The organism is Streptacidiphilus sp. P02-A3a, from assembly GCF_014084105.1.
Taxonomy (GTDB): Bacteria; Actinomycetota; Actinomycetes; order Streptomycetales; family Streptomycetaceae; genus Streptacidiphilus.
This window is the reverse complement of sequence record NZ_CP048289.1, coordinates 7181625-7204447: the sequence shown is the minus strand read 5'-3', so window position 1 is coordinate 7204447 and position 22823 is coordinate 7181625. Positions and strand designations below refer to the sequence as shown.

Here is a 22823-nt window from a genome sequence, read left to right as displayed (position 1 = left end):
GGCGGCTCGGCGCCGCTGGTGGCGCGGGTGTGGCGGCCCGGTGAACGGGTGGGCACCGGCGGGGTGGGGGAGGGCACTGCCCGGGCCGGACCACTACGCTCACTTCATGCCGGGAGTGGGACGCCTCGCTCGCGGCGGCCGAGGCGGTGCCGGGGTGAGGCTTCCCCGGGACCCCTAGCTAGCGGGAGAGAAGTCGAGTGGATCAAGCCGATAGGCAGATCAAAGGGGCAGTGCGCGGGATGCTGGAGGAGATGCGGATACGCGCACTCGGTGTGATCGACGATGCCGTGGTCGAGCTCTCGCCGGGGTTCACGGTGGTCACCGGTGAGACCGGGGCGGGCAAGACCATGGTGGTGACCAGTCTCGGGCTGCTGCTGGGCGGCCGGGCCGACGCCGGTCTGGTGCGCAACGGCGCCGAGCGGGCCGTGGTCGAGGGCCGGGTGCTGCTGCCGGAGGGTTCGCCGGTGGCCGCGCGGGCGGTCGAGGCCGGGGCGGAGCTGGACGGCGATGTGCTGCTGCTCAGCCGGACGCTCTCGGCCGAGGGCCGGTCGCGGGCGCACGTCGGCGGGCACTCGGTGCCGATGAGCGTGCTGGCGTCGCTCGGCGAGGACCTGATCGCGGTGCACGGCCAGACCGACCAGCAGCGGCTGCTCCAGCCGGCGCGGCAGCGCGGCGCGCTGGACCGCTACGCCGGGGAGTCGGTGGCGCTGCCGCTGGCCGACTACCAGGACGCCTACCGGCGGCTGCGCGAGGTCAGCGCCCTGCTGGAGGAGCTGACCACCCGGGCCCGGGAGCGGGCGCAGGAGGCGGACGTGCTGCGGTTCGGCCTGGACGAGGTCGCCGCCGCCGAGCCGCTGCCGGGCGAGGACCAGGAGCTGGCCGAGGAGTCGCAGCGGCTCGGGCACGCCGACGCGCTGTCCTCCGCCGCGAACCTGGCCCACGGGGCGCTGGCCGGGGACCCGGCCTCGCCCGACGCGCTGGACGCGGGGACGCTGCTGGCGCAGTCCCGGCGGGCGCTGGAGGCGGTACGGCACCACGACCCGAGGCTGGCGGCGCTGGCGGACCGGCTCGGCGAGGTCGGCTACCTGCTCGGCGACATCGCCGGGGACCTGGCCGGGTACGCCGACGACCTGGACGCGGACCCGGCCCGGCTGGCCGCCGTCGAGGAGCGGCGGGCGGTGCTGGCGCACCTGGTGCGCAAGTACGGCAGCCCGGACGGTGGTCTGGCGGAGGTGCTGGAGTGGGCCGAGGAGGCCGCCGTGCGCCTCACCGAGCTGGACGGGGACGACGACCGGATCAGTGCTCTCGAAGGGGAGCGGCAGTCTCTGCGGGAGCGGGTGGCCGGACTGGCGGAGCAGCTCACGGCGGCCCGCCGGACCGCCGCCGAGGTGTTCGCCGAGGCGGTGACCGCCGAGCTGACCGAGCTGGCGATGCCGCACGCCCGGGTCAGCTTCGGGATCACCGAGGCCGACGACTTCGGCCCGCACGGCATCGACGAGGTCGAGGTGCTGCTCGCGCCGCATCCGGGTACCCCGCCCCGGCCGATCGCCAAGGGTGCCTCCGGCGGTGAGCTGTCCCGGGTGATGCTGGCGGTCGAGGTGGTCTTCGCCGGGGCCGACCCGGTCCCCACCTACCTGTTCGACGAGGTGGACGCGGGCGTCGGCGGCAAGGCGGCGGTCGAGGTCGGCCGTCGGCTGGCCCGGCTGGCCCGGACCTCGCAGGTGATCGTGGTCACCCACCTGCCGCAGGTGGCGGCGTTCGCGGACCGGCACCTGGTGGTCGAGAAGACCGTGGACGGCACGGTCACCCGCAGCGGGGTGACCACCCTGTCCGACGCGCAGCGGGTCAGGGAGCTGTCGCGGATGCTGGCCGGTCTGGAGGACTCCGAGCTGGGTCGGGCCCACGCGGAGGAGCTGCTGGCGGCGGCACGAACGGGTGTGGTGCCACCGAACGGGTGACGGGACGTCGGAGGCTGACGCCGACTGTCCAAGACCCCCGCCGAGCTGGCATCGTGGAGCAGCCGCGACCCGGCGGGAATCGAACCGAAGTGAAGCAAGCGAACGCAGCGGCGTCCGGGGACGGACGAGGAGCCGCCGGAACGAGAGGGAGACGACGCCGACCGTGGAGCACACATCCCCGGCCTCGACCGGCCAGCTGCATGCCGTCCTCGTCCTCGCCGGGAGCTCCGGCGGCATCGGCGCGCATGTCCGCTCGCTGGCCCAGGGACTGAGCGCGCACGGCCTGGAGGTGACCGTCGCCGGTCCGGCGGAGACCGACGGGCTGTACGGCTTCTCCGAGGCCGGGGCGCGGTTCCACCCGGTGGAGATCACCCCGACGCCGGGGCCGCGCACCGACGCCGCCGCCGTGGGCGAGCTGCGCCGGGCGTTCAACCGGGCGACGCTGGTGCACGCGCACGGGCTGCGGGCGGCGCTGCTGTCGGATCTGGCGCTGCGTACCGCCCGCGCCGCCGGGACGCCGCTGGTGGTCACCTCGCACCACGCCAACCTGGCCACCGGGATGGAGCGGCGGGTGCTGCGGCTGATGGAGCGCCGGGTGGCGCGGGCGGCCGACCTGGTGCTCGGGGTGTCCTCGGACCTGGTGGCCCGGGCCCGGACGCTGGGCGCGGCCGACGCCCGGCTGAGCCCGGTCGCGGCGCCGCCACTGCCGGCGCCGGTCCCGCCGGGGCGCCGCGAGGAGGTCCGCCGGGAGCTGCTGGGCGAGGAGTGGGACACCGGGCGGCCGATCGTGCTGGCGGTGGGGCGGCTGATCCCGCAGAAGAACTTCCACCTGCTGCTGGACGCCGCCTCCGGCTGGCGCGGCGCGGGTGAGCCGCTGGTCCTGGTCGCCGGGGACGGCCCGGAGCAGGAGGCGTTGCGGGCGCGGGTGCGGACCGAGCGGCTGCCGGTGCGGCTGCTGGGGCACCGGGGCGATGTGCCGGACCTGCTGGCCGCCGCCGACCTGGTGGTGATCTCCTCGCGCTGGGAGGCCCGTTCGCTGGTCGCCCAGGAGGCGTTGCGGGCGGGCGTGCCGCTGGTGGCGACCGCCGTCGGCGGACTGCCGGAACTGGTCGGCGACGCGGCGGCGCTGGTGCCTCCGGCCGACCGGGCGGCCCTGTCCGACGCCGTGTCAGGTCTGCTGGCGGACCCCGCCCGGCGGGCGGCGCTGGCGGCGGCGGGCCCGCCGCAGGCGGCCACCTGGCCGGACGAGGCCGCGACGGTGGCCCAAGTGCTGAGCGTCTACGACGAGTTGACCTCGGCTCCGGCGAAGTAGTTGACGGCGAAGTAGTTGACGGCGAACTAGTTGACGGTCGGTCAGATTCCGTCGCTGATGGTCAGGGTGAGGGTGCCGTCGGCGTCGGCGGTGATCCGGACCTGGGTCAGGTCGGCCACGGTGACCGTGGCGCCGTGGGCGACGGCCGCGACGCCGACGCCGACCACCGGCATCCCGGCGGCGAGCCCGGCGGCGACGCCCGCCTCGGAGTCCTCGAACACCACGCAGTCGGCGGGGTCGACACCCAGCAGCGCCGCGCCGGCCAGGAAGCCCTCCGGGTGCGGCTTGCTGTCGGTGACGTGCTCGGCGGTCACCGCGACCGGCGGCAGCGCCAGGCCCGCCGCGCCCATCCGGGCCCGGGCCAGGGCGTCGTCGGCGGAGGTCACCAGCGCGTGCCGGTGGTCGGCCAGCGCGGCGAGGAAGGCGGGCGCGCCGGGGATCGGCACCACCCCGTCGGTGTCCGCGGTCTCCTCGGCCAGCATCCGCGCGTTGTCGGCGTGGTTCTGCTCCATCGGGCGGTCCGGCAGCAGCAGCGCCATGCTGGCGTAGCCCTGCCGCCCGTGGACGACGCCCAGCACCACGTCGATGTCGAGGCCGTGCTCGGTGGCCCAGCGCTGCCACACCCGCTGCACCGCCCTGCCGGAGTCGACCAGGGTGCCGTCCATGTCGAGCAGCAGCGCCCGGGCGGTCAGCGTCGTGGTGGTGGCCGAGGCGGTGGTCGTGGTCGGAGCGGTGGCGGGGGTGGCGGGCGAGACGGGCATGGCGCTCCTTGATGGGGACCGGTCTTTGTTCCTCAATGATACAAATCGAGGCCGGTCCCCATCGCGGAACCCCGGGTCACCCCCCGAGCGGGGGGATGCCGGGCACGCCGCCGCAGGCGGTCAGCCGCAGCGCGGTGTCGATCAGCGGCACGTGGCTGAACGCCTGCGGGAAGTTGCCGACCTGCCGCTTCAGCTTCGGGTCCCACTCCTCGGCCAGCAGCCCCACGTCGTTGCGGATCGCCAGCAGCCGGGCGAACAGGTCGCGGGCCTCGTCGATCCGGCCGATCATCGCCAGGTCGTCGGCCAGCCAGAAGGAGCAGGCCAGGAACGCGCCCTCGTCGCCCGGCAGGCCGTCCACGCCCTCGCTGTCGCCGCTGGTCGGGTAGCGCAGCACGAAGCCGTCCGGGGTCATCAGCTCCCGCTGGATCGCCTCGATGGTGCCGATGACGCGCTTGTCGTCCGGCGGCAGGAAGCCCATCTGCGGGATCAGCAGCAGCGAGGCGTCCAGCTCCTTGGAGCCGTAGGACTGGGTGAAGGTGTTGCGCTCCGGGTCGTAGCCGCGCTCGCAGACGTCCGCGTGGATGGCGTCCCGCAGGTCGCGCCAGCGGTCCAGCGGGCCCTCGTGCGGGGTCTCCTCGATCATCCGGATGGTGCGGTCGACCGCCACCCAGGCCATCACCTTGGAGTGGACGAAGTGCCGGCGCGGGCCGCGGACCTCCCAGATCCCCTCGTCCGGCTGCCGCCAGTGCTGCTCCAGGTAGCTGATCAGCCGCAGTTGCAGCACGTGCGCGTGGTCGTTGCGGACCAGGCCGGTCATGTGGCCCAGGTGCAGCGCCTCGACCACCTCGCCGTAGACGTCGAGCTGCAACTGGGCGGCGGCGCCGTTGCCGATCCGGACCGGGGCGGAGCCCTCGTAGCCGGGCAGCCAGTCCAGGGTCGCCTCGGTCAGCTCCCGCTCGCCCGCGATCCCGTACATGATCTGCAGGTTCTCCGGGTCCCCGGCGACCGCGCGCAGCAGCCACTCGCGCCAGGCCCCGGCCTCGTCCCGGTAGCCGGTGCGCAGCAGCGAGGACAGGGTGATCGCGGCGTCCCGCAGCCAGGTGAAGCGGTAGTCCCAGTTGCGCACCCCGCCGATGTCCTCGGGCAGGGAGGTGGTGGGGGCGGCCACGATGCCGCCGGTGGGGGCGTAGGTGAGTGCCTTCAGGGTGATCAGCGAGCGGACCACCGGCTCCCGGTAGGGGCCCTGGTAGGTGCACTGGTCGACCCACTCCCGCCAGAACTGCTCGGTGTCGACCAGCGCCTCCTCGGCGTTCGGCTGGTCCGGCGCGCCGAGGTGCGAGGGCTGCCAGGTCAGCGCGAAGGCGATGCGCTGGCCCGCGCTGACGGTGAAGTCGGCGTAGGTGGTGAGGTTGCGTCCGTAGGTGTCGGCCTCGCCGTCCAGCCACACCGAGTCGGGCCCGGCCACGGCCACGGTGCGGGTGTTCTCGCCGTCCTCGACCTTGTGCACCCACGGCACCACCCGGCCGTACGAGAAGCGCATCCGCAGCGCCGAGCGCATCCGCACCCGGCCGCTCAGGCCCTCGACGATGCGGATGATCTGCGGCTCGGTGGTGCCGCCGTGCGGGCCGCCGGAGACGTGCCGCGGCGGCATGAAGTCGATCACCCGGACGCTGCCCCGGGAGGTGTCCCACTCCTGCTCCAGGATCAGCGAGTCGCCCCGGTAGCTGCGCCGGGTGGCCGGCTGGGCCGGGGCGGCGGCGGTCGGCGGCAGGATCCGCAGCTCGCCGCTCTCCTCGAACACCGTGGCGGCGTGGGCCCGGGCCGCGCCCGACACGCCGCCCTCGTCCCGGGGGCGGTCCGGGTCGGCCGGGCCGATCCGCCAGAAGCCGTGCTCGTCGGTGCCGAGCAGTCCGGCGAAGACCGCCGGCGAGTCGAACCGGGGCAGGCACAGCCAGTCGATCGCGCCGTCCCGGCTGACCAGGGCGGCCGTCTGCATGTCGCCGATGAGTGCGTAGTCCTCGATACGGGCAGCCACGGTGATCTCCACTTCGCAGGGTGTGCGCCGGTATCGCCGAGGAGGGCGGGGAAAGGTCCCGGTGGCCGAGGGCGCCGGGCCGGGGTCGGCGGCTGTACGTCCAGGCAGGATACGACGCTGGCGGGGCGGGCGGTGACGATGGTGATCACGGCACGCCGGACGCGACGCCGGGCGAACACGATCGCGGTGGCTCACTGTTACCCTGGTATCCCGTGGACAGGTGCGCTGCACCGCCGCTGACCCGCCCCTCAGGGACCGCCGGGTACTCAAGACGCGACCACGGGAGCCCCCTCTTGGCACAGCCCCATTCCGGAACCAACCGGAACAGCACGACGACCAAGCACCTCTTCGTCACGGGCGGTGTCGCCTCCTCGCTCGGCAAGGGGTTGACCGCGTCCAGCCTGGGGGCCCTGCTCAAGGCACGCGGCCTGCGGGTCACCATGCAGAAGCTCGACCCGTACCTGAACGTCGACCCGGGCACGATGAACCCGTTCCAGCACGGCGAGGTCTTCGTCACCGACGACGGCGCCGAGACCGACCTGGACATCGGCCACTACGAGCGCTTCCTCGACACCAACCTGCACGGCTCGGCCAACGTGACCACCGGCCAGGTGTACTCCACGGTGATCGCCAAGGAGCGCCGCGGCGAGTACCTGGGCGACACCGTCCAGGTCATCCCGCACATCACCAACGAGATCAAGTCCCGGATCCGGCGGATGGCCACCGAGGACGTCGACGTGGTGATCACCGAGGTCGGCGGCACCGTCGGCGACATCGAGTCGCTGCCGTTCCTGGAGGCCGTGCGCCAGGTCCGGCACGAGGTCGGCCGCGACAACGTGTTCTTCGTGCATGTCTCGCTGCTGCCCTACATCGGCCCCTCGGGCGAGCTGAAGACCAAGCCCACCCAGCACTCGGTGGCCGCGCTGCGCTCCATCGGCATCCAGCCGGACGCGGTGGTGCTGCGCGCCGACCGCGAGGTCCCGCAGGCCATCAAGCGCAAGATCAGCCTGATGTGCGACGTGGACGAGGAGGCGGTGGTCGCCGCGATCGACGCGCCGTCGATCTACGACATCCCCCGGGTGCTGCACAGCGAGGGCCTGGACGCCTATGTCGTCCGCCGCCTGGGCCTGGCCTTCCGCGATGTGGACTGGACCGTCTGGGACGACCTGCTGCGCCGGGTGCACGAGCCCGAGCACACCGTGAAGGTGGCGCTGGTCGGCAAGTACATCGACCTGCCGGACGCCTACCTGTCGGTCACCGAGGCGCTGCGCGCGGGCGGCTTCGCCAACCGCGCCAAGGTCGAGATCAAGTGGGTCACCTCGGACGACTGCAAGACCGCCGAGGGCGCGCGCGAGCAGCTGGGCGACGTCGACGCGATCTGCGTCCCCGGCGGCTTCGGCGACCGGGGTGTGGACGGCAAGGTCGCCGCCATCACCTACGCCCGGGAGCAGCGGGTCCCGCTGCTGGGCCTGTGCCTGGGACTGCAGTGCGTGGTGATCGAGGCCGCGCGGAACCTGGCCGGCCTGCCGGAGGCCAACTCCACCGAGTTCGACCCGGCGGCCCGGCACCCGGTGATCTCCACCATGGCCGAGCAGCTGGAGATCGTGGACGGCAAGGGCGACCTGGGCGGCACCATGCGCCTGGGCCTGTACCCGGCGAAGCTCGCCGAGGGCTCGATCGTCCGCGAGGTCTACGGCGGCGAGCCGTACGTGGAGGAGCGCCACCGCCACCGCTACGAGGTCAACAACGCCTACCGGGGCCAGCTGGAGGCCACCGGGCTGGTGTTCTCCGGGCTGTCGCCGAAGGGCGACCTGGTGGAGTACGTCGAGTACCCGCGCGAGGTGCACCCGTACCTGGTGGCCACCCAGGCCCACCCGGAGCTGAAGTCCCGGCCGACCCGGCCGCACCCGCTGTTCGCCGGGCTGGTCGCGGCGGCGGTGCGGCGCCAGAACGGCGACGTCGCCCTGGCCGCGGGCACGGCGGAGTAGTCGGGCGCGGGCGCCACGGATGCCCACGGCGGCGGTCACGCGATCTTGCGTGGCCGCCGTCGCGTACGTTGGACGTGTCGGTTCCGGGGAGATGTGGTGGAGGGCGCCATGACACAGCAGAAGCAGCAGATCGCGGACACGCCGGAGGAGTGGCGGGTCAACGGCGGGCGGACCTCGTTCGCGGGGCGGATCTGGGACATCCGCAGCGAGGAGGTGGTGATGCCGGACGGCGCGGTGGCCGTCCGCGACTACATGGCGCACCCGGGCGCGGTGGGCGTGCTGGCACTGGACGAGCGGCAGCGGGTGCTGCTGGTCCGGCAGTACCGGCATCCGGTGCGGCACCGGCTGTGGGAGCTCCCGGCGGGGCTGCTCGACATCCCCGGGGAGAACCCGCTGCACGCCGCCCAGCGCGAGCTGTACGAGGAGGCCCACGCCCAGGCCGGGGACTGGCGGGTGCTGATCGACTTCTACGCCTCGCCCGGCGGTTCCTCCGAGGCGCTGCGGGTGTTCCTCGCCCAGGGCCTGTCCGAGGCCGAGGGCGAGCGCTTCGCGGCCGAGCACGAGGAGCTCGACCTCCAGGTCGACCGGGTCGAACTGGACGAGCTGGTACGGCTGGTGCTGGCCGGTGAGTTGCACAACGGGGCACTGGTGGCCGCGGTGCTGGCGGCCCGGGTGGCGCTGGACGGCCCGGGCCTGGACTCGCTGCGACCGGCCCTGGCTCCGTGGCCCGCGCGTCCGTTCGAGTGAGTTCGCGGGTAATCGCATTGTCGTAGCCAACGCCTTTCGGAGGGTGAACTACGCTGCCGCTGAGGGTTCCGCGACGCGCCTCCCGTAGGACGTCCGTAGGACGGGAGTGGCGCACGTGGCTGAGGCACAGACGGCACGTCAGGTCGGGGCGCGGCTGCCCGAACCCCCGCCGCACTTCGCCGGGCGGCGAGCGGAACTCGCCCGGCTGCGGGAGGAGGTCGGGCGTCCCGCCTTCGGCGCCCGCCCGGCCGGCCCGGACGGCGCGGCCGACCCCACCCGGGTGCTGGTCGTCGCCGGACGCCCCGGCTCCGGCCGGACCGCACTGGCGCTGCACTTCGCCCACGGCGTCGCCGCCGACTACCCGGACGGGCAGTTCTTCGTCCGGCTCGGCGAGCCGGGCGGCGGACCGGTCCCGGCCGGGCGGGTCGCCCGGCAGCTGCTGGCCGCCCTCGGCGAGCCCGCCGGGCGGCGGCCGCTGGCCGAGCGCGAGGGCGCGGCCGAGGCGAACGCCGACAGCGCGCACCCGGACTGCGCGGCGCTGCGCACGGCCCTGGCCGGTCGCCGCGCGCTGCTGCTGCTCGACGACGTCCGCACCGCCGAGCAGCTGGGGGCGCTGCTGCCGCAGGCCCCCGGCTGCCTGGTGGTGGCGGTCACCGCGGGTCCGCTCACCGGTATCGCCGACGCCCGGCCGTGCGTCCTCGGCGGCCTGGAGGTGCGCACCGCGCTGTCGCTGCTGATCGGCCTGGCCGGGGAGACCCGGGTCGTCTGCGACCCGGTCGCCGCGCGCGGCCTGGTGGAGAGCCTGGCCTGCCACCCGACCGCGCTGCGGCTGGTCGGCGGCTGGCTGCGGACCCGCCCCGCGGCCTCGGTCGCCGACGCGCGGCAGCTGCTGGCCGAGACGCCGCCGCGGGTCAGCCTGCTCAAGCAGCCGGGCGCGGCCCAGCGCGACACCGAGCCGCTGCGGCGCGCCTTCGACCTGGTCTACGACGGCCTGGGCGCACCGGCGGCGCGGCTGCTGCGGCTGCTCACCATCGCCCCGGCCGGTCGGGCCGAACCCCGGACCGCCGCCGCGCTGCTCGGCTGCCCGGTGGACACCGCCGCCGGGCACCTCGCCTCGCTCGCCGAACAGGAACTGCTCAACCCCCGCCCGCAGCCGCCCGGCCCGGCCGGTGGCCGGGCCGACGACGGCTACGAGCTGCCGGAGTGCCTGCGCGGGCCGCTCGCCGGGCTGCTCGCCGCCGACCGGGCGGCCGAGACCGAGCTGGCCCGGGCCCGGCTGCTGGAGCGCCTGGTCCGGCTGCTCACCTCCTGCGTCCACCGGATCGCGCCCGGTGGCGGCCCTGAGCCCGAACCGCTGCCCGCGCCGCTGCGCTTCGGCTCCGCCGCCGAGGCCTGGCGCTGGCTGGACCGGGAGCTGCCGGTGCTGCGCTCCGCCGTCCGGATCGCGGTGGCCGACGGCGCCCTGGACGGCCTGGCGATGCGGCTGGCCACCACCCTGGTCCGGGCGCTGCCGCTGTGGGCGGGCGACGCCGAGGCGGTCTCCGCCGACCTGTACGAGCTGCACGGGACGATCCTGGAGCTGGCCGCGCGCGGCGGGAAGGTCAGGCAGCAGGCCGCCGCCCTGGTCAACCTGGGCGACCTGCACGCCCGGGCGGGTGAGCACGCCCGGGCGCTGGAGCGCTACCGGGCCGCGCTGGGACCGGCCCGCTCGGTCGAGGACCAGGTGGCGGTCTGCCGGATCCTGGAGGCGGTGGCCGGGGCCTACCGCGCCTCCGGCGACCTGGTCCGCGCCGCCGACTGGTACGGGCGGGCGATGGCGCTGCGCCGCAGCCGCGGCGAGCACGCGGAGGAGCTGCGGCTGCTGGGCCGGATGGCGGCGACGCACACCGCGCAGGGACGCCACGGCGAGGCGCTGCGCGACTACCGCGGCGCGGCGGCGCTGGCCCGCAAGCTCGGCGACCCGATCGGGGCGACGCTGGCGCTGCTCGGCGTGGCCCGGGTGCAGGAGGTCTCCGGGAACACCGAGCAGGCCCTGCGGACCCAGCGCGAGGCGCTGGTGGCGGCCCGGGCGCTGCCGGACGAGCGGGTGGGCTCCCGGTTGCAGGCGCTGGTGCTGGTGCGGATGGCGGAGGCGCTGGAGCGGGCGGGCGACCCGTCCGGGGCCCGCGCGCAGCGGGAGCAGGCCGCCGCGCTGGGCCTGCCGGGCAGCCGCGGCGGCGGCCGGGAGAGCGCCCGGACCGGGGCGGCGGCGCCGGTTTCGGAGTGATCGACCATAGCTGGGGCAGCTTGCCCGATTTGCCAGTAATCGTGAGGATGACCCCCGCGCAAGCCTACGAAACTGCCAATCGAACTGAAAAAATTGGTCGGATTGGAAGGCTGGTGCATCGCTCCGGCTTCATTACACTCGTAAGTGCCGCAACCAGTGCGCGGCTGACCGCTGGCGTGTCCGTCGGCGGGGTACCCCCATGTGCAAGGGACGTGTTTAGCCGTGAAGGTCGGCATCCCCAGCGAGGTCAAGAACCACGAGTACCGCGTGGCCATCACGCCCGCGGGCGTGCACGAGCTCGTCCGCAACGGCCACCAGGTCGTCATTGAGCACAACGCCGGTGTTGGCTCCTCGATCCCCGACGACGAGTACGTGGCCGCGGGCGCGACCATCCTCGACACCGCGGACGAGGTCTGGGCCGCGGCCGACCTGCTGCTGAAGGTCAAGGAGCCGATCGCCTCGGAGTACCACCGCCTCCGCAAGGGCCAGACCCTCTTCACCTACCTGCACCTGGCGGCCTCGCGGGAGTGCACCGACGCGCTGCTCGCCTCCGGCACCACCGCCATCGCGTACGAGACCGTGCAGCTGGCCAACGGCGCCCTGCCGCTGCTCGCGCCGATGTCCGAGGTCGCGGGCCGGCTGGCGCCGCAGGTCGGCTCGTACCACCTGATGCGTCCGGCCGGCGGCCGCGGCACGCTGCCCGGCGGCGTCCCCGGCACCCACGCGGCCAAGGCCGTGGTGATCGGCGGCGGCGTCTCCGGCTGGCACGCGGCGACCATCGCCATCGGCATGGGCTACGACGTGACCCTGCTGGACCGCGACATCAACAAGCTCCGCGACGCCGACAAGATCTTCGGCAACAAGATCAAGGCGATCGCCTCCAACGCCTTCGAGCTGGAGAAGGCCGTCCTCGACGCCGACCTGGTCATCGGCGCGGTGCTGATCCCCGGCGCCAAGGCCCCCAAGCTGGTCACCAACGAGCTGGTCTCCCGGATGAAGACCGGCTCGGTGCTGGTCGACATCGCGATCGACCAGGGCGGCTGCTTCGAGGACTCGAAGCCCACCACGCACGACGACCCGACCTTCCCGGTCCACAACTCGGTCTTCTACTGCGTCGCCAACATGCCCGGCGCGGTGCCGAACACCTCCACCTACGCGCTCACCAACGCGACGCTGCCGTACATCATCGAGCTGGCGAACCGGGGCTGGAAGGAGGCCTGCGCCCGCGACGCGGCGCTGGCCAAGGGCCTGAACGCGCACGAGGGCCAGCTGGTCTACGCGTCCGTGGCCGAGGCGCACGGCCTGGGCTCGGTCGAGCTGGCCGACGTCCTGGCCTGACCCGGGGCCCGGTCCGGTTCGAACAGCCCGCCGCAGGGCTGATCCGCTGAGGGCGGGGTGACGCACCGACAGGTGCGTCACCCCGCCCTCAGCTTCGGCATATGCCGGTATTGACGAGAAGTCAACATGTCATCGATCACCTCACCCCCGTGCCGGGGTCGGGGACGTCATCGGAGCCGCTGATCCCGGGCCTGTGTCGACCGCGTCGGCACTGGGCAGGCGTGCCCGTGGGCGACCGTTCAGCGACTGTTCCAAGAGCTAGTCATATCGACATGTTGGTTCGTGCATCGCTGGTGTGGTGGTTGACGCTACTGTGTCGTTGCTAGGCTGCGGCACGGCACATGCCGCCCAGCGAAGGGGCACAGCCCCAGAGCCCCCAAAGATCCGGTGTCAACGGCGGTCGCCAAGGAGGTAAGACGACTTGTGAATGAGTCGACATTTGCTCCCGGGGGTGGTCAGCCTGGACTGGTGCAGCAGCACACCGCCGGTCGCTCCGGGGAGGACGAGGTCCGCACTTTCGACGCCAGGCAGCAGCCCGGCTACACCGCCACGGCCACCAGCCACGAGCACGCGGGCTCCGAGCCCGTCACGGCCCGCTACGACAGCGAGGTCTACGACGCGGCGGCGTTCGACGCCATCGAGCCCGGCCTGGCCCAGAGCAATCTGATCGAGGGCCAGTTCTACGACCCCGACGCCGAGTACGAGCCCGATCCGGAGTACGCCGCCACACTGGCCCCGGACGCGGCCAGGCAGCGCCGCGAGCGGGTCGGCCCCACCGGCCGCCCGCTGCCGTACTTCCCGATCCCCTCGCCGCTGACCGAGCACGGCCCGGCGCAGATCGTGGCCATGTGCAACCAGAAGGGCGGGGTCGGCAAGACCACCTCGACCATCAACCTGGGCGCGGCGCTGGCCGAGTACGGCCGTCGGGTGCTGCTGGTCGACTTCGACCCGCAGGGCGCGCTCTCGGTCGGCCTCGGCGTCAACCCGATGGAACTCGACCTGACGGTCTACAACCTGCTGATGGAACGCGGCCTGACGGCGGACGAGGTCCTGCTGAAGACCGCCGTGCCCGGCATGGACCTGCTGCCGTCGAACATCGACCTGTCCGCCGCCGAGGTCCAACTCGTCAGCGAGGTCGCCCGGGAGTCCGCGCTGGCGCGGGCGCTCAAGCCGCTGCTGCCGGACTACGACTACGTCATCATCGACTGCCAGCCCTCCCTCGGGCTGCTCACGGTCAACGCGCTGACGGCGGCCAACAGCGTCATCGTCCCGCTGGAGTGCGAGTTCTTCGCGCTGCGCGGGGTGGCGCTGCTCACCGAGACCATCGAGAAGGTCTGCGAGCGGCTCAACCCGGAGCTGCGGCTCGACGGCATCCTGGCCACCATGTACGACTCGCGCACGGTGCACAGCCGCGAGGTGCTGGCCCGGGTCACCGAGGCGTTCGGCGAGCACGTCTTCCACACCGTCATCGGCCGTACGGTGCGCTTCCCGGAGACCACGGTCGCCGGGGAGCCGATCACCACCTACGCGTCCAACTCCGTCGGTGCCGCCGCCTACCGCCAGCTCGCCAGGGAGGTGCTCGCCCGGTGCCCCGTCGAGTGAGCCTCCCCGGCGCGGACGAACTGTTCCGGACCACCGGTGGGACGTCGCTCACCCCCGCGCCCCGCGCGCCCGACACCATGCAGAACCGCGAGGCGCGGGAGGCCCGCGAGGCGCGGGAGTCCCGGGACGGGCGCGAGGGCCGTCCGGCCGACCCGGCCGGGGAGCACGGCGCGGCCGCGAGCGACCCGGCCGAGCCCACCGCGCAGGTCGTCAGCCAGTACAACGGCGCCGCCCACAACGGCGCCCCGCGCAACGGTGCCCCGCTCACCGGCCGTCCCGCGGCGCAGCCCGCCGCCGCCGAGGAGCCGGCCCGCCGCAAGCCGCGCGGCGCCGGGCGCAGCCGCCCCACCGGGCGCGAGCGGCACGAGGAGAAGATCACCGTCTATGTCTCCGCCGAGGAGCTGATCGACCTGGAGCACGCCCGCCTGGTGCTGCGCGGCGAGCACGGGCTCGCCGTCGACCGGGGCCGGATAGTGCGTGAGGCGGTCGCCGTCGTCCTCGCGGACCTGGAGCAGCGCGGCGAGGCAAGCATCCTGGTACGGCGGCTGCGCGGCCGGTAGGCGGTCCGGCGGGCGGCCCGTGCGGGGTCGTCGGGGTTGTCGGCGGCAGGTCGTATGGTGTTCGGACGAAGCCGCCCGGACGTGAATCCGGAGAGCGCGCAGCGTGTCGGCACGTCCCGAGGGCGTCCGGGCGCCGCCGACGACCACCATGGACCCTGATGAGCACACCCACCCAGCCCGACCAGGCCGCCGCCGAGGCCGACGACGCCCCCGCGGTGCCGCGGTCCGGTGGCTTCCAGGTGCGGCTGGACAACTTCGAGGGCCCGTTCGACCTGCTACTCAGCCTGATCGCCAAGCACAAGCTGGACGTCACCGAGGTCTCGCTGTCCCGGGTGACCGACGAGTTCATCGCGCACATCCGGGCCATGGGCCCGGACTGGGACCTCGACCTCGCCAGCGAGTTCCTGGTGGTCGCGGCGACCCTGCTGGACCTCAAGGCGGCCCGGCTGCTCCCGGTCGCCGAGCTGGAGGACGAGGAGGACCTGGCGCTGCTGGAGGCCCGGGACCTGCTGTTCGCCCGGCTGTTGCAGTACCGGGCGTACAAGCGGATCGCCGAGCTGTTCGCCCAGCGCTGGGCGGCGGAGCTGCGCAGCCGCCCGCGTACGGTCGGCCTGGAGCCGCACCACGCGGCGCTGCTGCCCGAGGTGGTCATCAGCATCGGCCCGGAGGCCTTCGCCCGGCTCGCGGCGAGGGCGATGGAGCCGAAGCCCAAGCCGGTGGTGTACGTCGAGCACATCCACACCTCGACGGTGAGCGTCCGCGAGCAGGCCGCGCTGGTGCTGGCGCGGCTGCGGGAGCTGGGCCAAGCCAGCTTCCGCGACCTGGCCCGGGACGCCCCGGACGTGCTGACGGTGGTGGCCAGGTTCCTGGCGCTGCTGGAGCTGTACCGGGAGCGGGTGCTGGCCTTCGACCAGCCGGAGGCACTGGGGGAGCTGCTGGTCCGGTGGATCGGCGCCGAGGACGCGTCGGTGCAGGTCACCGACGAGTTCGACACCCCGCCGGACGAGGCGGAGGCGGACGCGAGGCCGGAGAGGGGCGGAAAGCGGTGACCACGGAGGACCACGGCCCCGAGGGGGCGGAGGGGTACCCGCCGGAGCCCGCGCCCCGGCGCCGCCTCGGCATGCCCGGCCGTCCCCGGCCCGGGGAGTACCTGGAGACCGTGCTGCGGGAGCCCGCGCCGGACCGGGACCAGGAGGCGGAGCCGGCCGCGCTCCCGGGCTACCCGCTGTCCACCCCCGCCCCGCCGGAACCGGGGCCGGAGCCGGAACCGGAACCGGAGCCGGTGGCGGTGCCGCGGTCCCAGGCGGTGCCCGCCGCTCGGCCCGCCCCCGCCCCCGCCGCTGCCGCCGCCCCGGCGCCGGAACCCGAGCCGGTGGTGGACGAGGTCGCGCTGGTGCCGTTGAAGGCGGCGCTGGAGGCGATCTTGATGATCGTCGACGAGCCGGCGACCGTCGCGCACCTGGCCGAGGTGCTGGCGCGGCCCAAGCGGGCCGTCGCCGCCGCGCTGCGGGAACTGGCCGCGGAGTACACCGACCAGGGCCGCGGCTTCGACCTGCGGTTCGTCGCCGGGGGCTGGCGTTTCTACAGCCGGGCGAGCTGCGCCCCGGCGGTGGACCGGTACGTGCTGGACGGCCAGCACGCCCGGCTCACCCAGGCCGCGCTGGAGACGCTGGCGGTCATCGCCTACCGGCAGCCGGTGTCCCGTTCGCGGGTATCCGCCGTCCGTGGTGTGAACTGTGACGGTGTCATGCGTACCCTTGTACAAAGGGGTCTGGTTGAGGAGACCGGGTCCGAGCCGGAAGCAGGAGCGATCCTGTACCGGACGACACAGCAATTTTTGGAACGGATGGGGCTGCGCGGCTTGGATGAGCTGCCGGAGCTGGCCCCCTTCCTGCCCGAGGCCGACGAAGTGGAACCGGACTCGCAGGAGGGCTCCGCGATCGCCGAGGCGGTCGCCGTACAGAGCTAGCGCCCAGCGCGGGCAAGCTGCTGCGGCGATGGTCTGGCGGGCGGACGGAGCAGGTGATAGGCAGTGACACCCGCCCTGGGACGCGGCCCCGACGACGGACTCGACAACGGACTTCTTGATGCGTAGCGGTAACAGCGGTAACGGTAGGAACGGCAACAGCGGCGGTGGCGCCGGCGGTCGCGGCAGCAGCGGCAACAGCGGTGGCCGTGGCAACAGCGGCGGCAGCGGCGGCGGTGGCGCGCGCGGCGGGAGCCAGCGCGGCGGCAGCGCGGGCGGCCAGCGCCGCAGCGGCAGCGGGTGGGACAAGGAGGCGCCGCGTCCCGAGCAGCGCCAGTACGACCGTCCGGAGTTCGGTGGGGCGCGTACGCCGAGCCCGGGGCGCTCGGTCGGTCAGATCCGCCCCGGCGGCCTCGGCGGCGGCGCGGGCGCGCGGCGCGGCCCGGCCAAGCCGGTGCGCTCGCGCGAGCTCCAGGCGAAGATCGAGGACGCGGTCCGGATCCGGCACGACAAGCCGGTGGAGAAGCTGCCGAAGACCCACGGCGAGCCCGAGGGCGAGCGGCTGCAGAAGGTGCTGGCGCGCGCGGGCATGGGCAGCCGCCGGGCCTGCGAGGAGCTGATCGACCAGGGCCGGGTCGAGGTCAACGGCAAGCTCGTGCGCGAGCAGGGCAAGCGGGTGGACCCGGCGCACGACGAGATCAAGGTCGACGGCCTGACCGTGGCCACCCAGTCGTACCTGTTCTTCGCGCTGAACAAGCCGGCCGGTGTGGTCGCCACCATGGAGGACCCGGACGGCCGCCAGTGCCTCGGCGACTACGTGAACAACCGGGAGACCCGGCTGTTCCACGTGGGACGGCTGGACACCGAGACCGAGGGCATCATCCTGCTCACCAACCACGGCGAGCTGGCGCACCGGCTGACCCACCCCAAGTACGGCGTGATCAAGACCTACCTGGCCGCGATCCAGGGGCCGATCCCGCGTGACCTGGGCAAGCAGCTGGCGAAGGGCATCGAGCTGGAGGACGGCTGGGCCCGCGCGGACAGCTTCAAGGTGGTGCAGAACGTCGGCAAGAACTACCTGGTCGAGGTGAGCCTGCACGAGGGTCGCAAGCACATCGTGCGGCGGCTGCTGTCGGAGTCCGGCTTCCCGGTGGAGAAGCTGGTGCGGGTGCAGTTCGGCCCGATCGCGCTCGGCGACCAGAAGTCCGGCTGGCTGCGTCGGCTGACCAACCCCGAGGTCGGTCAGCTGATGAAGACCGTCGGGCTGTAGTCCGGTGACCGCGACGGTGCGCCGTACCCGGCTGACCTCGGAGCGTGAGGCCGAGCTGTACCAGGCGGTCATCGACCTGGTCCGCGAGGTCGGCTACGAGGGCATGACCATGGACGCCGTCGCGGCCCGCAGCCGCTCCAGCAAGGCGACCCTGTACCGGCAGTGGCAGGGCAAGCCGCAGCTGGTGGCGGCGGCGATGCGGCACACCGCGTCGGTCACCCTGGGACACATCGACACCGGCTCGCTCCGCGGCGACCTGTACCAGGTGGCCCGGCAGGTGGGCTCGGGCGCGGAGAAGGACACGGTCTTCCTGAGCGCCATCGGGCACGCCGCGCACCAGCACGAGGACCTCGCCGCCGCGCTGCGGGAGATGCTGATCGATCCTGAGCGCGAGGTGCTGAACGCGCTGCTCCAGCGGGCCGTGGACCGGGGCGAGGTGCGGCCGGACGCCGCCGCCCGGGAGTTCTTCGTGCACATGCTGTTCGGGGCGCTGCCCGCGCGGAAGATCCTGGAGGAGCGCTTCGCGGACCAGGAGTACCTGATCCGCTACATAGACGCGGTGATCCTGCCCGCGCTGCTGCACAGCTGACCGCTCCGGAGCCGGGCGCGTTATCGAAACTTTTGCGTTTCGCTAAGCATCGGCGTAGGTTGCTTCTGTACGAAACCGTTTCGTTCGGAGAGTGACCATGAGCCAGACCGCAGTCGGCGCCCGCGCCGACGCCGCACCAGGTGCGCAACCCGCGCCCTCGCACCGCTGGTGGGTGCTGGCCGTCATCGGCCTCGCCCAGCTGATGGTGGTGCTCGACGCCACCGTGGTGAACATCGCCCTGCCGACCGCGCAGAAGGCCCTGGCCTTCTCCGACAGCGACCGGCAGTGGGTGGTCACCGCCTACTCGCTCGCCTTCGGCAGCCTGCTGCTGCTCGGCGGACGCCTGGCCGACCTGATCGGCCGCAAGATCGTGTTCCTGGTCGGCGTCGCCGGGTTCGCCCTGTCCTCGGCCCTGGCCGGAGCCGCCGGGAACTTCGAGGTCCTGGTCACCGGCCGGGCCCTGCAGGGCATGTTCGGCGCGCTGCTCGCGCCCGCCGCCCTGTCGCTGCTGAACACCACCTTCACCGAGGCCAAGGAACGCGCCAAGGCCTTCGGCATCTTCGGCGCCATCGCCGGTACCGGCGGCGGCATCGGCCTGCTGCTCGGCGGCCTGCTCACCGAGCACCTGAGCTGGCGCTGGACCCTGTACGTCAACCTGGTCTTCGCCGTGATCGCCTTCGTTGGCGGGCTGCTGCTGCTCCGGCGCGGCGCCCCGGCCGACCGGCCCAAGCTCGACCTGCCCGGCACGCTGCTGGTCTCCGCCGGACTCTTCGGCCTGGTCTACGGCTTCTCCAACGCCGACACGCACCACTGGTCCTCGCCGCTGACCTGGGGATTCCTGCTGGCGGGCGGGCTGCTGATCGCCGCGTTCACCTGGTGGCAGACCCGCGCCGAGCACCCGCTGCTGCCGCTGCGGGTACTGCTGGACCGCAACCGGGGCGCGTCCTTCCTGGTGGTCGCCATCTCCGGCGCGGGGATGTTCGGGGTCTTCCTGTTCCTGACCTACTACCTCCAGGCGTCGATGGGCTACACCCCGGTCCGCACCGGCCTGGCCTTCCTGCCGATGATCGGCTCGCTGATGGTCACCGCGCAGCTCTCCACCAACCTGCTCATCCCGAGGTTCGGCCCCAAGCCGGTGGTGCCGCTGGGCATGGGGATGGCGGCGGCCGGGATGGCCTGGCTCACCGGCCTCGGCCTGAGCAGCGGGTACGCCTCCAGCGTGCTGCCCGCGCTGGTGCTCACCGGCCTCGGCATCGGCCTGGTGATGCCCCCGGCGATGAGCCTGGCCACCGCCGGGATCGCGCCGCAGGACGCCGGTGTCGCCTCGGCGGCGGTCAACACCATGCAGCAGATCGGCGGCTCCATCGGCACCGCGCTGCTGAACACCCTCGCCGCCAGCGCCGCCACCAGCTACATCAGCGGGAAGCGGCCCACCGCGGCGGTGCTGGCGCAGGCGCAGCTGCACAGCTACGCCACCGCCTACTGGTGGTCGGCGGGGTTCTTCGCGGCGGGCACGCTGCTCACCGCCGTGCTCTACCGGCGCGGCCGGGTCACCCAGGACCCGAACACCCCGGCGGCCGTGCACATGTGAGCCCGGGGTTCCCCGAGCCCGGACGGCGGGTCAGCTCCAGAGCGCGAGCGTCGCCCAGCGTCCGTCCGGGCCGCGCTCCACCTCCAGCATCCCGGCCACCGCCGAGCGGTTCACCGGGCCGTAGATGTGCGGGAACAGCGGCCCGTCGGGCTCCGCCGCCTCCCAGCGGAGCGCGGACTCCAGCGCGTCCTCCTCGATCAGCAGCACCATCAGCGGTCCAGGGGTACGGGAGAAGCGGTCGTTGGCCACGGTGAGGACCGTCGCCTCGTCCGGGGAGCAGTGGATGAACCCCTCCAACGCCAGCGTGGCCGTGGCGTAGGGGCGGTCGGGGTGCGCCAGCCAGCCGTCGAGTGTCGTCAGGTGGAGAAGCATGCACTCGTTGTACCCGATTGCGGGGCCGCGGTCACCCGTCCAGTCACAGCTGATCCGCCTCAGCCGCGCCCGACTTCCGCGTACCGGTCCGGACGTCCCCGGGGCTCATCGCCGGCGAACGGGCTGCGTCCGGGCGCCGTCAGTGGTGGACTGGGGGCATGGCACTTGATCCGAACCTGTATCCGGCGGACCGCGTGGTCCGCGCGCAGAAGGCCGCCGCCGAGGCCGGGCTGGACGCGCTGCTCGTCTCGCCCGGAGCTGACCTGCGCTACCTCACCGGCTACGACGCGCTGCCGCTGGAGCGGCTGACCTGTCTGGTGGCGCCCGCCGAGGGCGAGCCGTTCCTGGTCGTCCCGCTGCTGGAGAAGCCCGCCGCGGAGGCATCGCCGGTCGGGGACCTGGGGATCGACATCGTCGGCTGGCGGGAGACCGATGACCCGTACGCGCTGGTGGCCTCGCGGCTGCCGTCCGGGCTGCGCCGGGTCGGGGTGGACAACCACATGTGGGCCGAGAAGGTGCTCGCGTTCCGGGCGGCGCTGCCGGGGGCGGAACAGGCGCTGGCCGGGCAGGCGCTGGCGGAGCTGCGGATGCGCAAGTCCGCCGCCGAGGTGCGGGCGCTGAGCGAGGCGGCGACCGCGATCGACGCGGTGCACCTGTCGATGGCGGAGTGGCTGCGGCCGGGCCGGACCGAGGCCGAGGTGGGCCGGGACATCGCCGACGCGATCATCGCGGCCGGTCACGCCACAGTGGACTTCGTCATCGTCGCCTCCGGGCCGAACGGCGCCAGCCCGCACCACGAGGTCTCCGACCGGGTGATCGAGGCCGGGGATCCGGTGGTGGTCGACATCGGCGGCACCATGCCGTCCGGCTACTGCTCCGACTCGACCCGCAACTACGTGGTCGGCCAGGCCCCGGACGAGTACCTGCGGGCGTACGGGGTGCTGCTGGCCGCCCAGACGGCGCAGTGCGAGTCGGTGATTCCGGGGCTCACCTCGGAGCAGCTGGACGCCATCGGCCGGGACCTGATCGCGGGCGAGGGCTACGGCGACTACTTCGTGCACCGCACCGGCCACGGCATCGGCCTGGAGACGCACGAGGAGCCCTACATCGTCGCGGGTTCCGACCTGGCACTGGAACCGGGGATGGCCTTCTCGATCGAGCCGGGGATCTACCTCCCCGGGAAGTTCGGCGCGCGGATCGAGGACATCGCGGTCTGCACCGAGACCGGCGGCGACCGGCTGAACCTGGTCTCCCGGGAGCTGCGGGTCCTGGCGTAGCCACCGGACCCGACCCTCGCGGTCGCCGCCCTCGGCGTCAGACGAGGGCGGTGACCAGCAGGGCGAAGGCGGCGATGATGACGGCGACGCGGACGTAGTGGAAGCGGAGCCAGCGGTCCAGCTGCTCCTGCCAGTCCTCGGGCCGGTTCTCCGGGGTCCAGCTCTTGTTCCGGTTGTTGATCGGGACGAGCAGCAGCATCGACATGATCACGCTGAGGACCAGCAGGGCGCCGGCGGTGACGACGAGGCCGGTGCCGTGGTGGTGCCATCCGGCGACGGCCCAGACCGCCGCGAGGACGAGCGAGCCGATGTACCAGAACGGCATCACGGCGCCGAGCATCCGGCCCCCGTGGGCGTGGCCGAGTTGGCGACTGTCCTCGGGGAGGGCGTTGAGGATCGGGTTGATGACGAAGAGGACGGAGAACTCCACCCCCACCATCACGCCGACGACCACGGTGGTGACGACCTCAAGTGCGTTGAGCATGATGACCCCTCCTGGGATCTAGCGCCGCTAGATGATGAGGCAATGCTAGAGCTTCTACTGCTCGCATGTCTAGCGGTGCTAGGATCGCTGTATGTCGGTACAGGAACGCAAGGAACGCGAACGGGCGGAGCGCGAACGCCTCATCGTGGCGACCGCCCGCGAACTCGCCGAGCAGCAGGGCTGGGACGCGGTCACCACCCGCCGGCTCGCCGAGCGCATCGAGTACAGCCAGCCGGTCCTCTACAGCCACTTCCGCGGCAAGCGCGAGATCATCGGTGCGGTCGCCCTCGAAGGCGCGGCCGAGCTGGCCGCGGCGGTGCGTGCCGCGGCCTCCGCCGCGGAGGGCCCGCGCACCCGGGTCACCGCCCTCGCCCGCGCCTACCTCGACTTCGCCGAGCGCAATCCGGCGGTCTACGACGCCATTTTCCAACTCGACGGCGGCCTGGCGTTCGCGGCCGAGGACACCCCGGGACCGCTCAAGGACGCCTTCGCGGCGTTGCTGGAGAACCTGGGCGAGGTCGCCGGGGAGGGTGTCCACCCGGGCCTGTTCACCGAGGTGTTCTGGGCGGCCCTGCACGGGCTGGCGACGCTGACCCGGGCGGGACGGCTGCCGCCGACGGAGGCCGAGCGGAGGGTGGAGCTGGTGGTGGACCGCCTCGTCATGGCCTGACCCAGCGTCCCGGAGGCCACCCGCCGGGTCCCTCAAC

19 protein-coding genes are annotated in these 22823 nt (G+C 73.4%); 15 read left to right on the top strand and 4 right to left on the bottom strand.

Annotated elements, in window-relative coordinates; genetic code table 11:
• Nucleotides 1-251 precede the first annotated feature (251 nt).
• Together recN and GXP74_RS30165 are read left to right on the top strand one after the other, a co-directional pair.
• The gene (gene recN, locus GXP74_RS30170) at nt 252-1958 is read left to right on the top strand and encodes a DNA repair protein RecN (RefSeq protein ID WP_255528169.1); all 1707 of its coding nucleotides are present in this window, start codon (nt 252-254) and stop codon (nt 1956-1958) included.
• Between the two features lie 163 nt (nt 1959-2121).
• Nucleotides 2122-3270, top strand: coding sequence for a glycosyltransferase family 4 protein (locus GXP74_RS30165; RefSeq protein WP_182454381.1), 1149 nt, complete (start codon nt 2122-2124; stop codon nt 3268-3270).
• Between the two features lie 41 nt (nt 3271-3311).
• Here the strand turns inward: GXP74_RS30165 and GXP74_RS30160 are convergent, their stop codons facing one another.
• Together GXP74_RS30160 and GXP74_RS30155 are read right to left on the bottom strand one after the other, a co-directional pair.
• A complete protein-coding gene (locus GXP74_RS30160) occupies nt 3312-4031 on the bottom strand; it encodes an HAD-IA family hydrolase (RefSeq protein WP_182454380.1) in 720 nt (239 codons plus the stop codon).
• 76 nt (nt 4032-4107) lie between these two features.
• The gene (locus GXP74_RS30155) at nt 4108-6066 is read right to left on the bottom strand and encodes a glycoside hydrolase family 15 protein (protein ID WP_182454379.1); all 1959 of its coding nucleotides are present in this window, start codon (nt 6064-6066) and stop codon (nt 4108-4110) included.
• 293 nt (nt 6067-6359) lie between these two features.
• On the opposite strand from GXP74_RS30155, the gene GXP74_RS30150 reads away from it, so the two are divergent.
• From GXP74_RS30150 to GXP74_RS30100, 11 genes are all read left to right on the top strand, one after another.
• Entirely contained in the window at nt 6360-8054 is a 1695-nt protein-coding gene (locus tag GXP74_RS30150) for a CTP synthase (RefSeq protein WP_182454378.1), read from the top strand.
• A 108-nt stretch (nt 8055-8162) separates the two neighbouring features.
• Nucleotides 8163-8801 (top strand): NUDIX hydrolase, encoded by a 639-nt coding sequence (locus GXP74_RS30145; RefSeq protein ID WP_182454377.1) that lies wholly within the window; start codon nt 8163-8165, stop codon nt 8799-8801.
• A 115-nt stretch (nt 8802-8916) separates the two neighbouring features.
• Entirely contained in the window at nt 8917-11067 is a 2151-nt protein-coding gene (locus GXP74_RS30140) for a tetratricopeptide repeat protein (protein ID WP_182454376.1), read from the top strand.
• A 222-nt stretch (nt 11068-11289) separates the two neighbouring features.
• Nucleotides 11290-12405 carry an alanine dehydrogenase gene (gene ald / locus GXP74_RS30135; protein WP_182454375.1) on the top strand — a complete coding sequence of 372 codons (1116 nt, stop codon included), beginning with the start codon at nt 11290-11292 and terminating at the stop codon, nt 12403-12405.
• Between the two features lie 636 nt (nt 12406-13041).
• Nucleotides 13042-14007 (top strand): ParA family protein, encoded by a 966-nt coding sequence (locus GXP74_RS30130; protein ID WP_225448700.1) that lies wholly within the window; start codon nt 13042-13044, stop codon nt 14005-14007.
• Nucleotides 13992-14567 carry a hypothetical protein gene (locus GXP74_RS30125; protein WP_225448304.1) on the top strand — a complete coding sequence of 192 codons (576 nt, stop codon included), beginning with the start codon at nt 13992-13994 and terminating at the stop codon, nt 14565-14567. Before GXP74_RS30130 ends, GXP74_RS30125 begins: the two co-directional genes overlap by 16 nt.
• A 158-nt stretch (nt 14568-14725) precedes the next feature.
• Nucleotides 14726-15616, top strand: a complete 891-nt coding sequence (locus GXP74_RS30120; protein WP_182454373.1) for a ScpA family protein — start codon at nt 14726-14728, stop codon at nt 15614-15616.
• Between the two features lie 323 nt (nt 15617-15939).
• Nucleotides 15940-16536 carry an SMC-Scp complex subunit ScpB gene (gene scpB / locus GXP74_RS30115; RefSeq protein WP_225448699.1) on the top strand — a complete coding sequence of 199 codons (597 nt, stop codon included), beginning with the start codon at nt 15940-15942 and terminating at the stop codon, nt 16534-16536.
• A 118-nt stretch (nt 16537-16654) separates the two neighbouring features.
• Entirely contained in the window at nt 16655-17803 is a 1149-nt protein-coding gene (locus GXP74_RS30110; protein ID WP_182454372.1) for a pseudouridine synthase, read from the top strand.
• Nucleotides 17804-17819: 16 nt separating this feature from the next.
• Complete coding sequence (locus GXP74_RS30105) at nt 17820-18392, top strand: TetR/AcrR family transcriptional regulator (RefSeq protein ID WP_182456735.1); 573 nt, start codon at nt 17820-17822, stop codon at nt 18390-18392.
• A 97-nt stretch (nt 18393-18489) separates the two neighbouring features.
• Nucleotides 18490-19983: a DHA2 family efflux MFS transporter permease subunit gene (locus GXP74_RS30100; protein WP_182454371.1), complete on the top strand. Its 1494-nt coding sequence runs from the start codon at nt 18490-18492 to the stop codon at nt 19981-19983.
• A gap of 30 nt (nt 19984-20013) precedes the next feature.
• On the opposite strand, the gene GXP74_RS30095 is transcribed toward GXP74_RS30100, so the two are convergent.
• Entirely contained in the window at nt 20014-20355 is a 342-nt protein-coding gene (locus tag GXP74_RS30095) for a DUF952 domain-containing protein (RefSeq protein ID WP_182454370.1), read from the bottom strand.
• A gap of 158 nt (nt 20356-20513) precedes the next feature.
• On the opposite strand from GXP74_RS30095, the gene GXP74_RS30090 reads away from it, so the two are divergent.
• Nucleotides 20514-21632 (top strand): Xaa-Pro peptidase family protein, encoded by a 1119-nt coding sequence (locus GXP74_RS30090; RefSeq protein ID WP_182454369.1) that lies wholly within the window; start codon nt 20514-20516, stop codon nt 21630-21632.
• A gap of 37 nt (nt 21633-21669) precedes the next feature.
• On the opposite strand, the gene GXP74_RS30085 is transcribed toward GXP74_RS30090, so the two are convergent.
• A complete protein-coding gene (locus GXP74_RS30085; RefSeq protein WP_182454368.1) occupies nt 21670-22116 on the bottom strand; it encodes a DUF1772 domain-containing protein in 447 nt (148 codons plus the stop codon).
• 91 nt (nt 22117-22207) lie between these two features.
• Between GXP74_RS30085 and GXP74_RS30080 the strand changes: the two genes are divergently transcribed.
• Entirely contained in the window at nt 22208-22786 is a 579-nt protein-coding gene (locus tag GXP74_RS30080) for a TetR/AcrR family transcriptional regulator (RefSeq protein WP_182454367.1), read from the top strand.
• Nucleotides 22787-22823 lie beyond the last annotated feature (37 nt).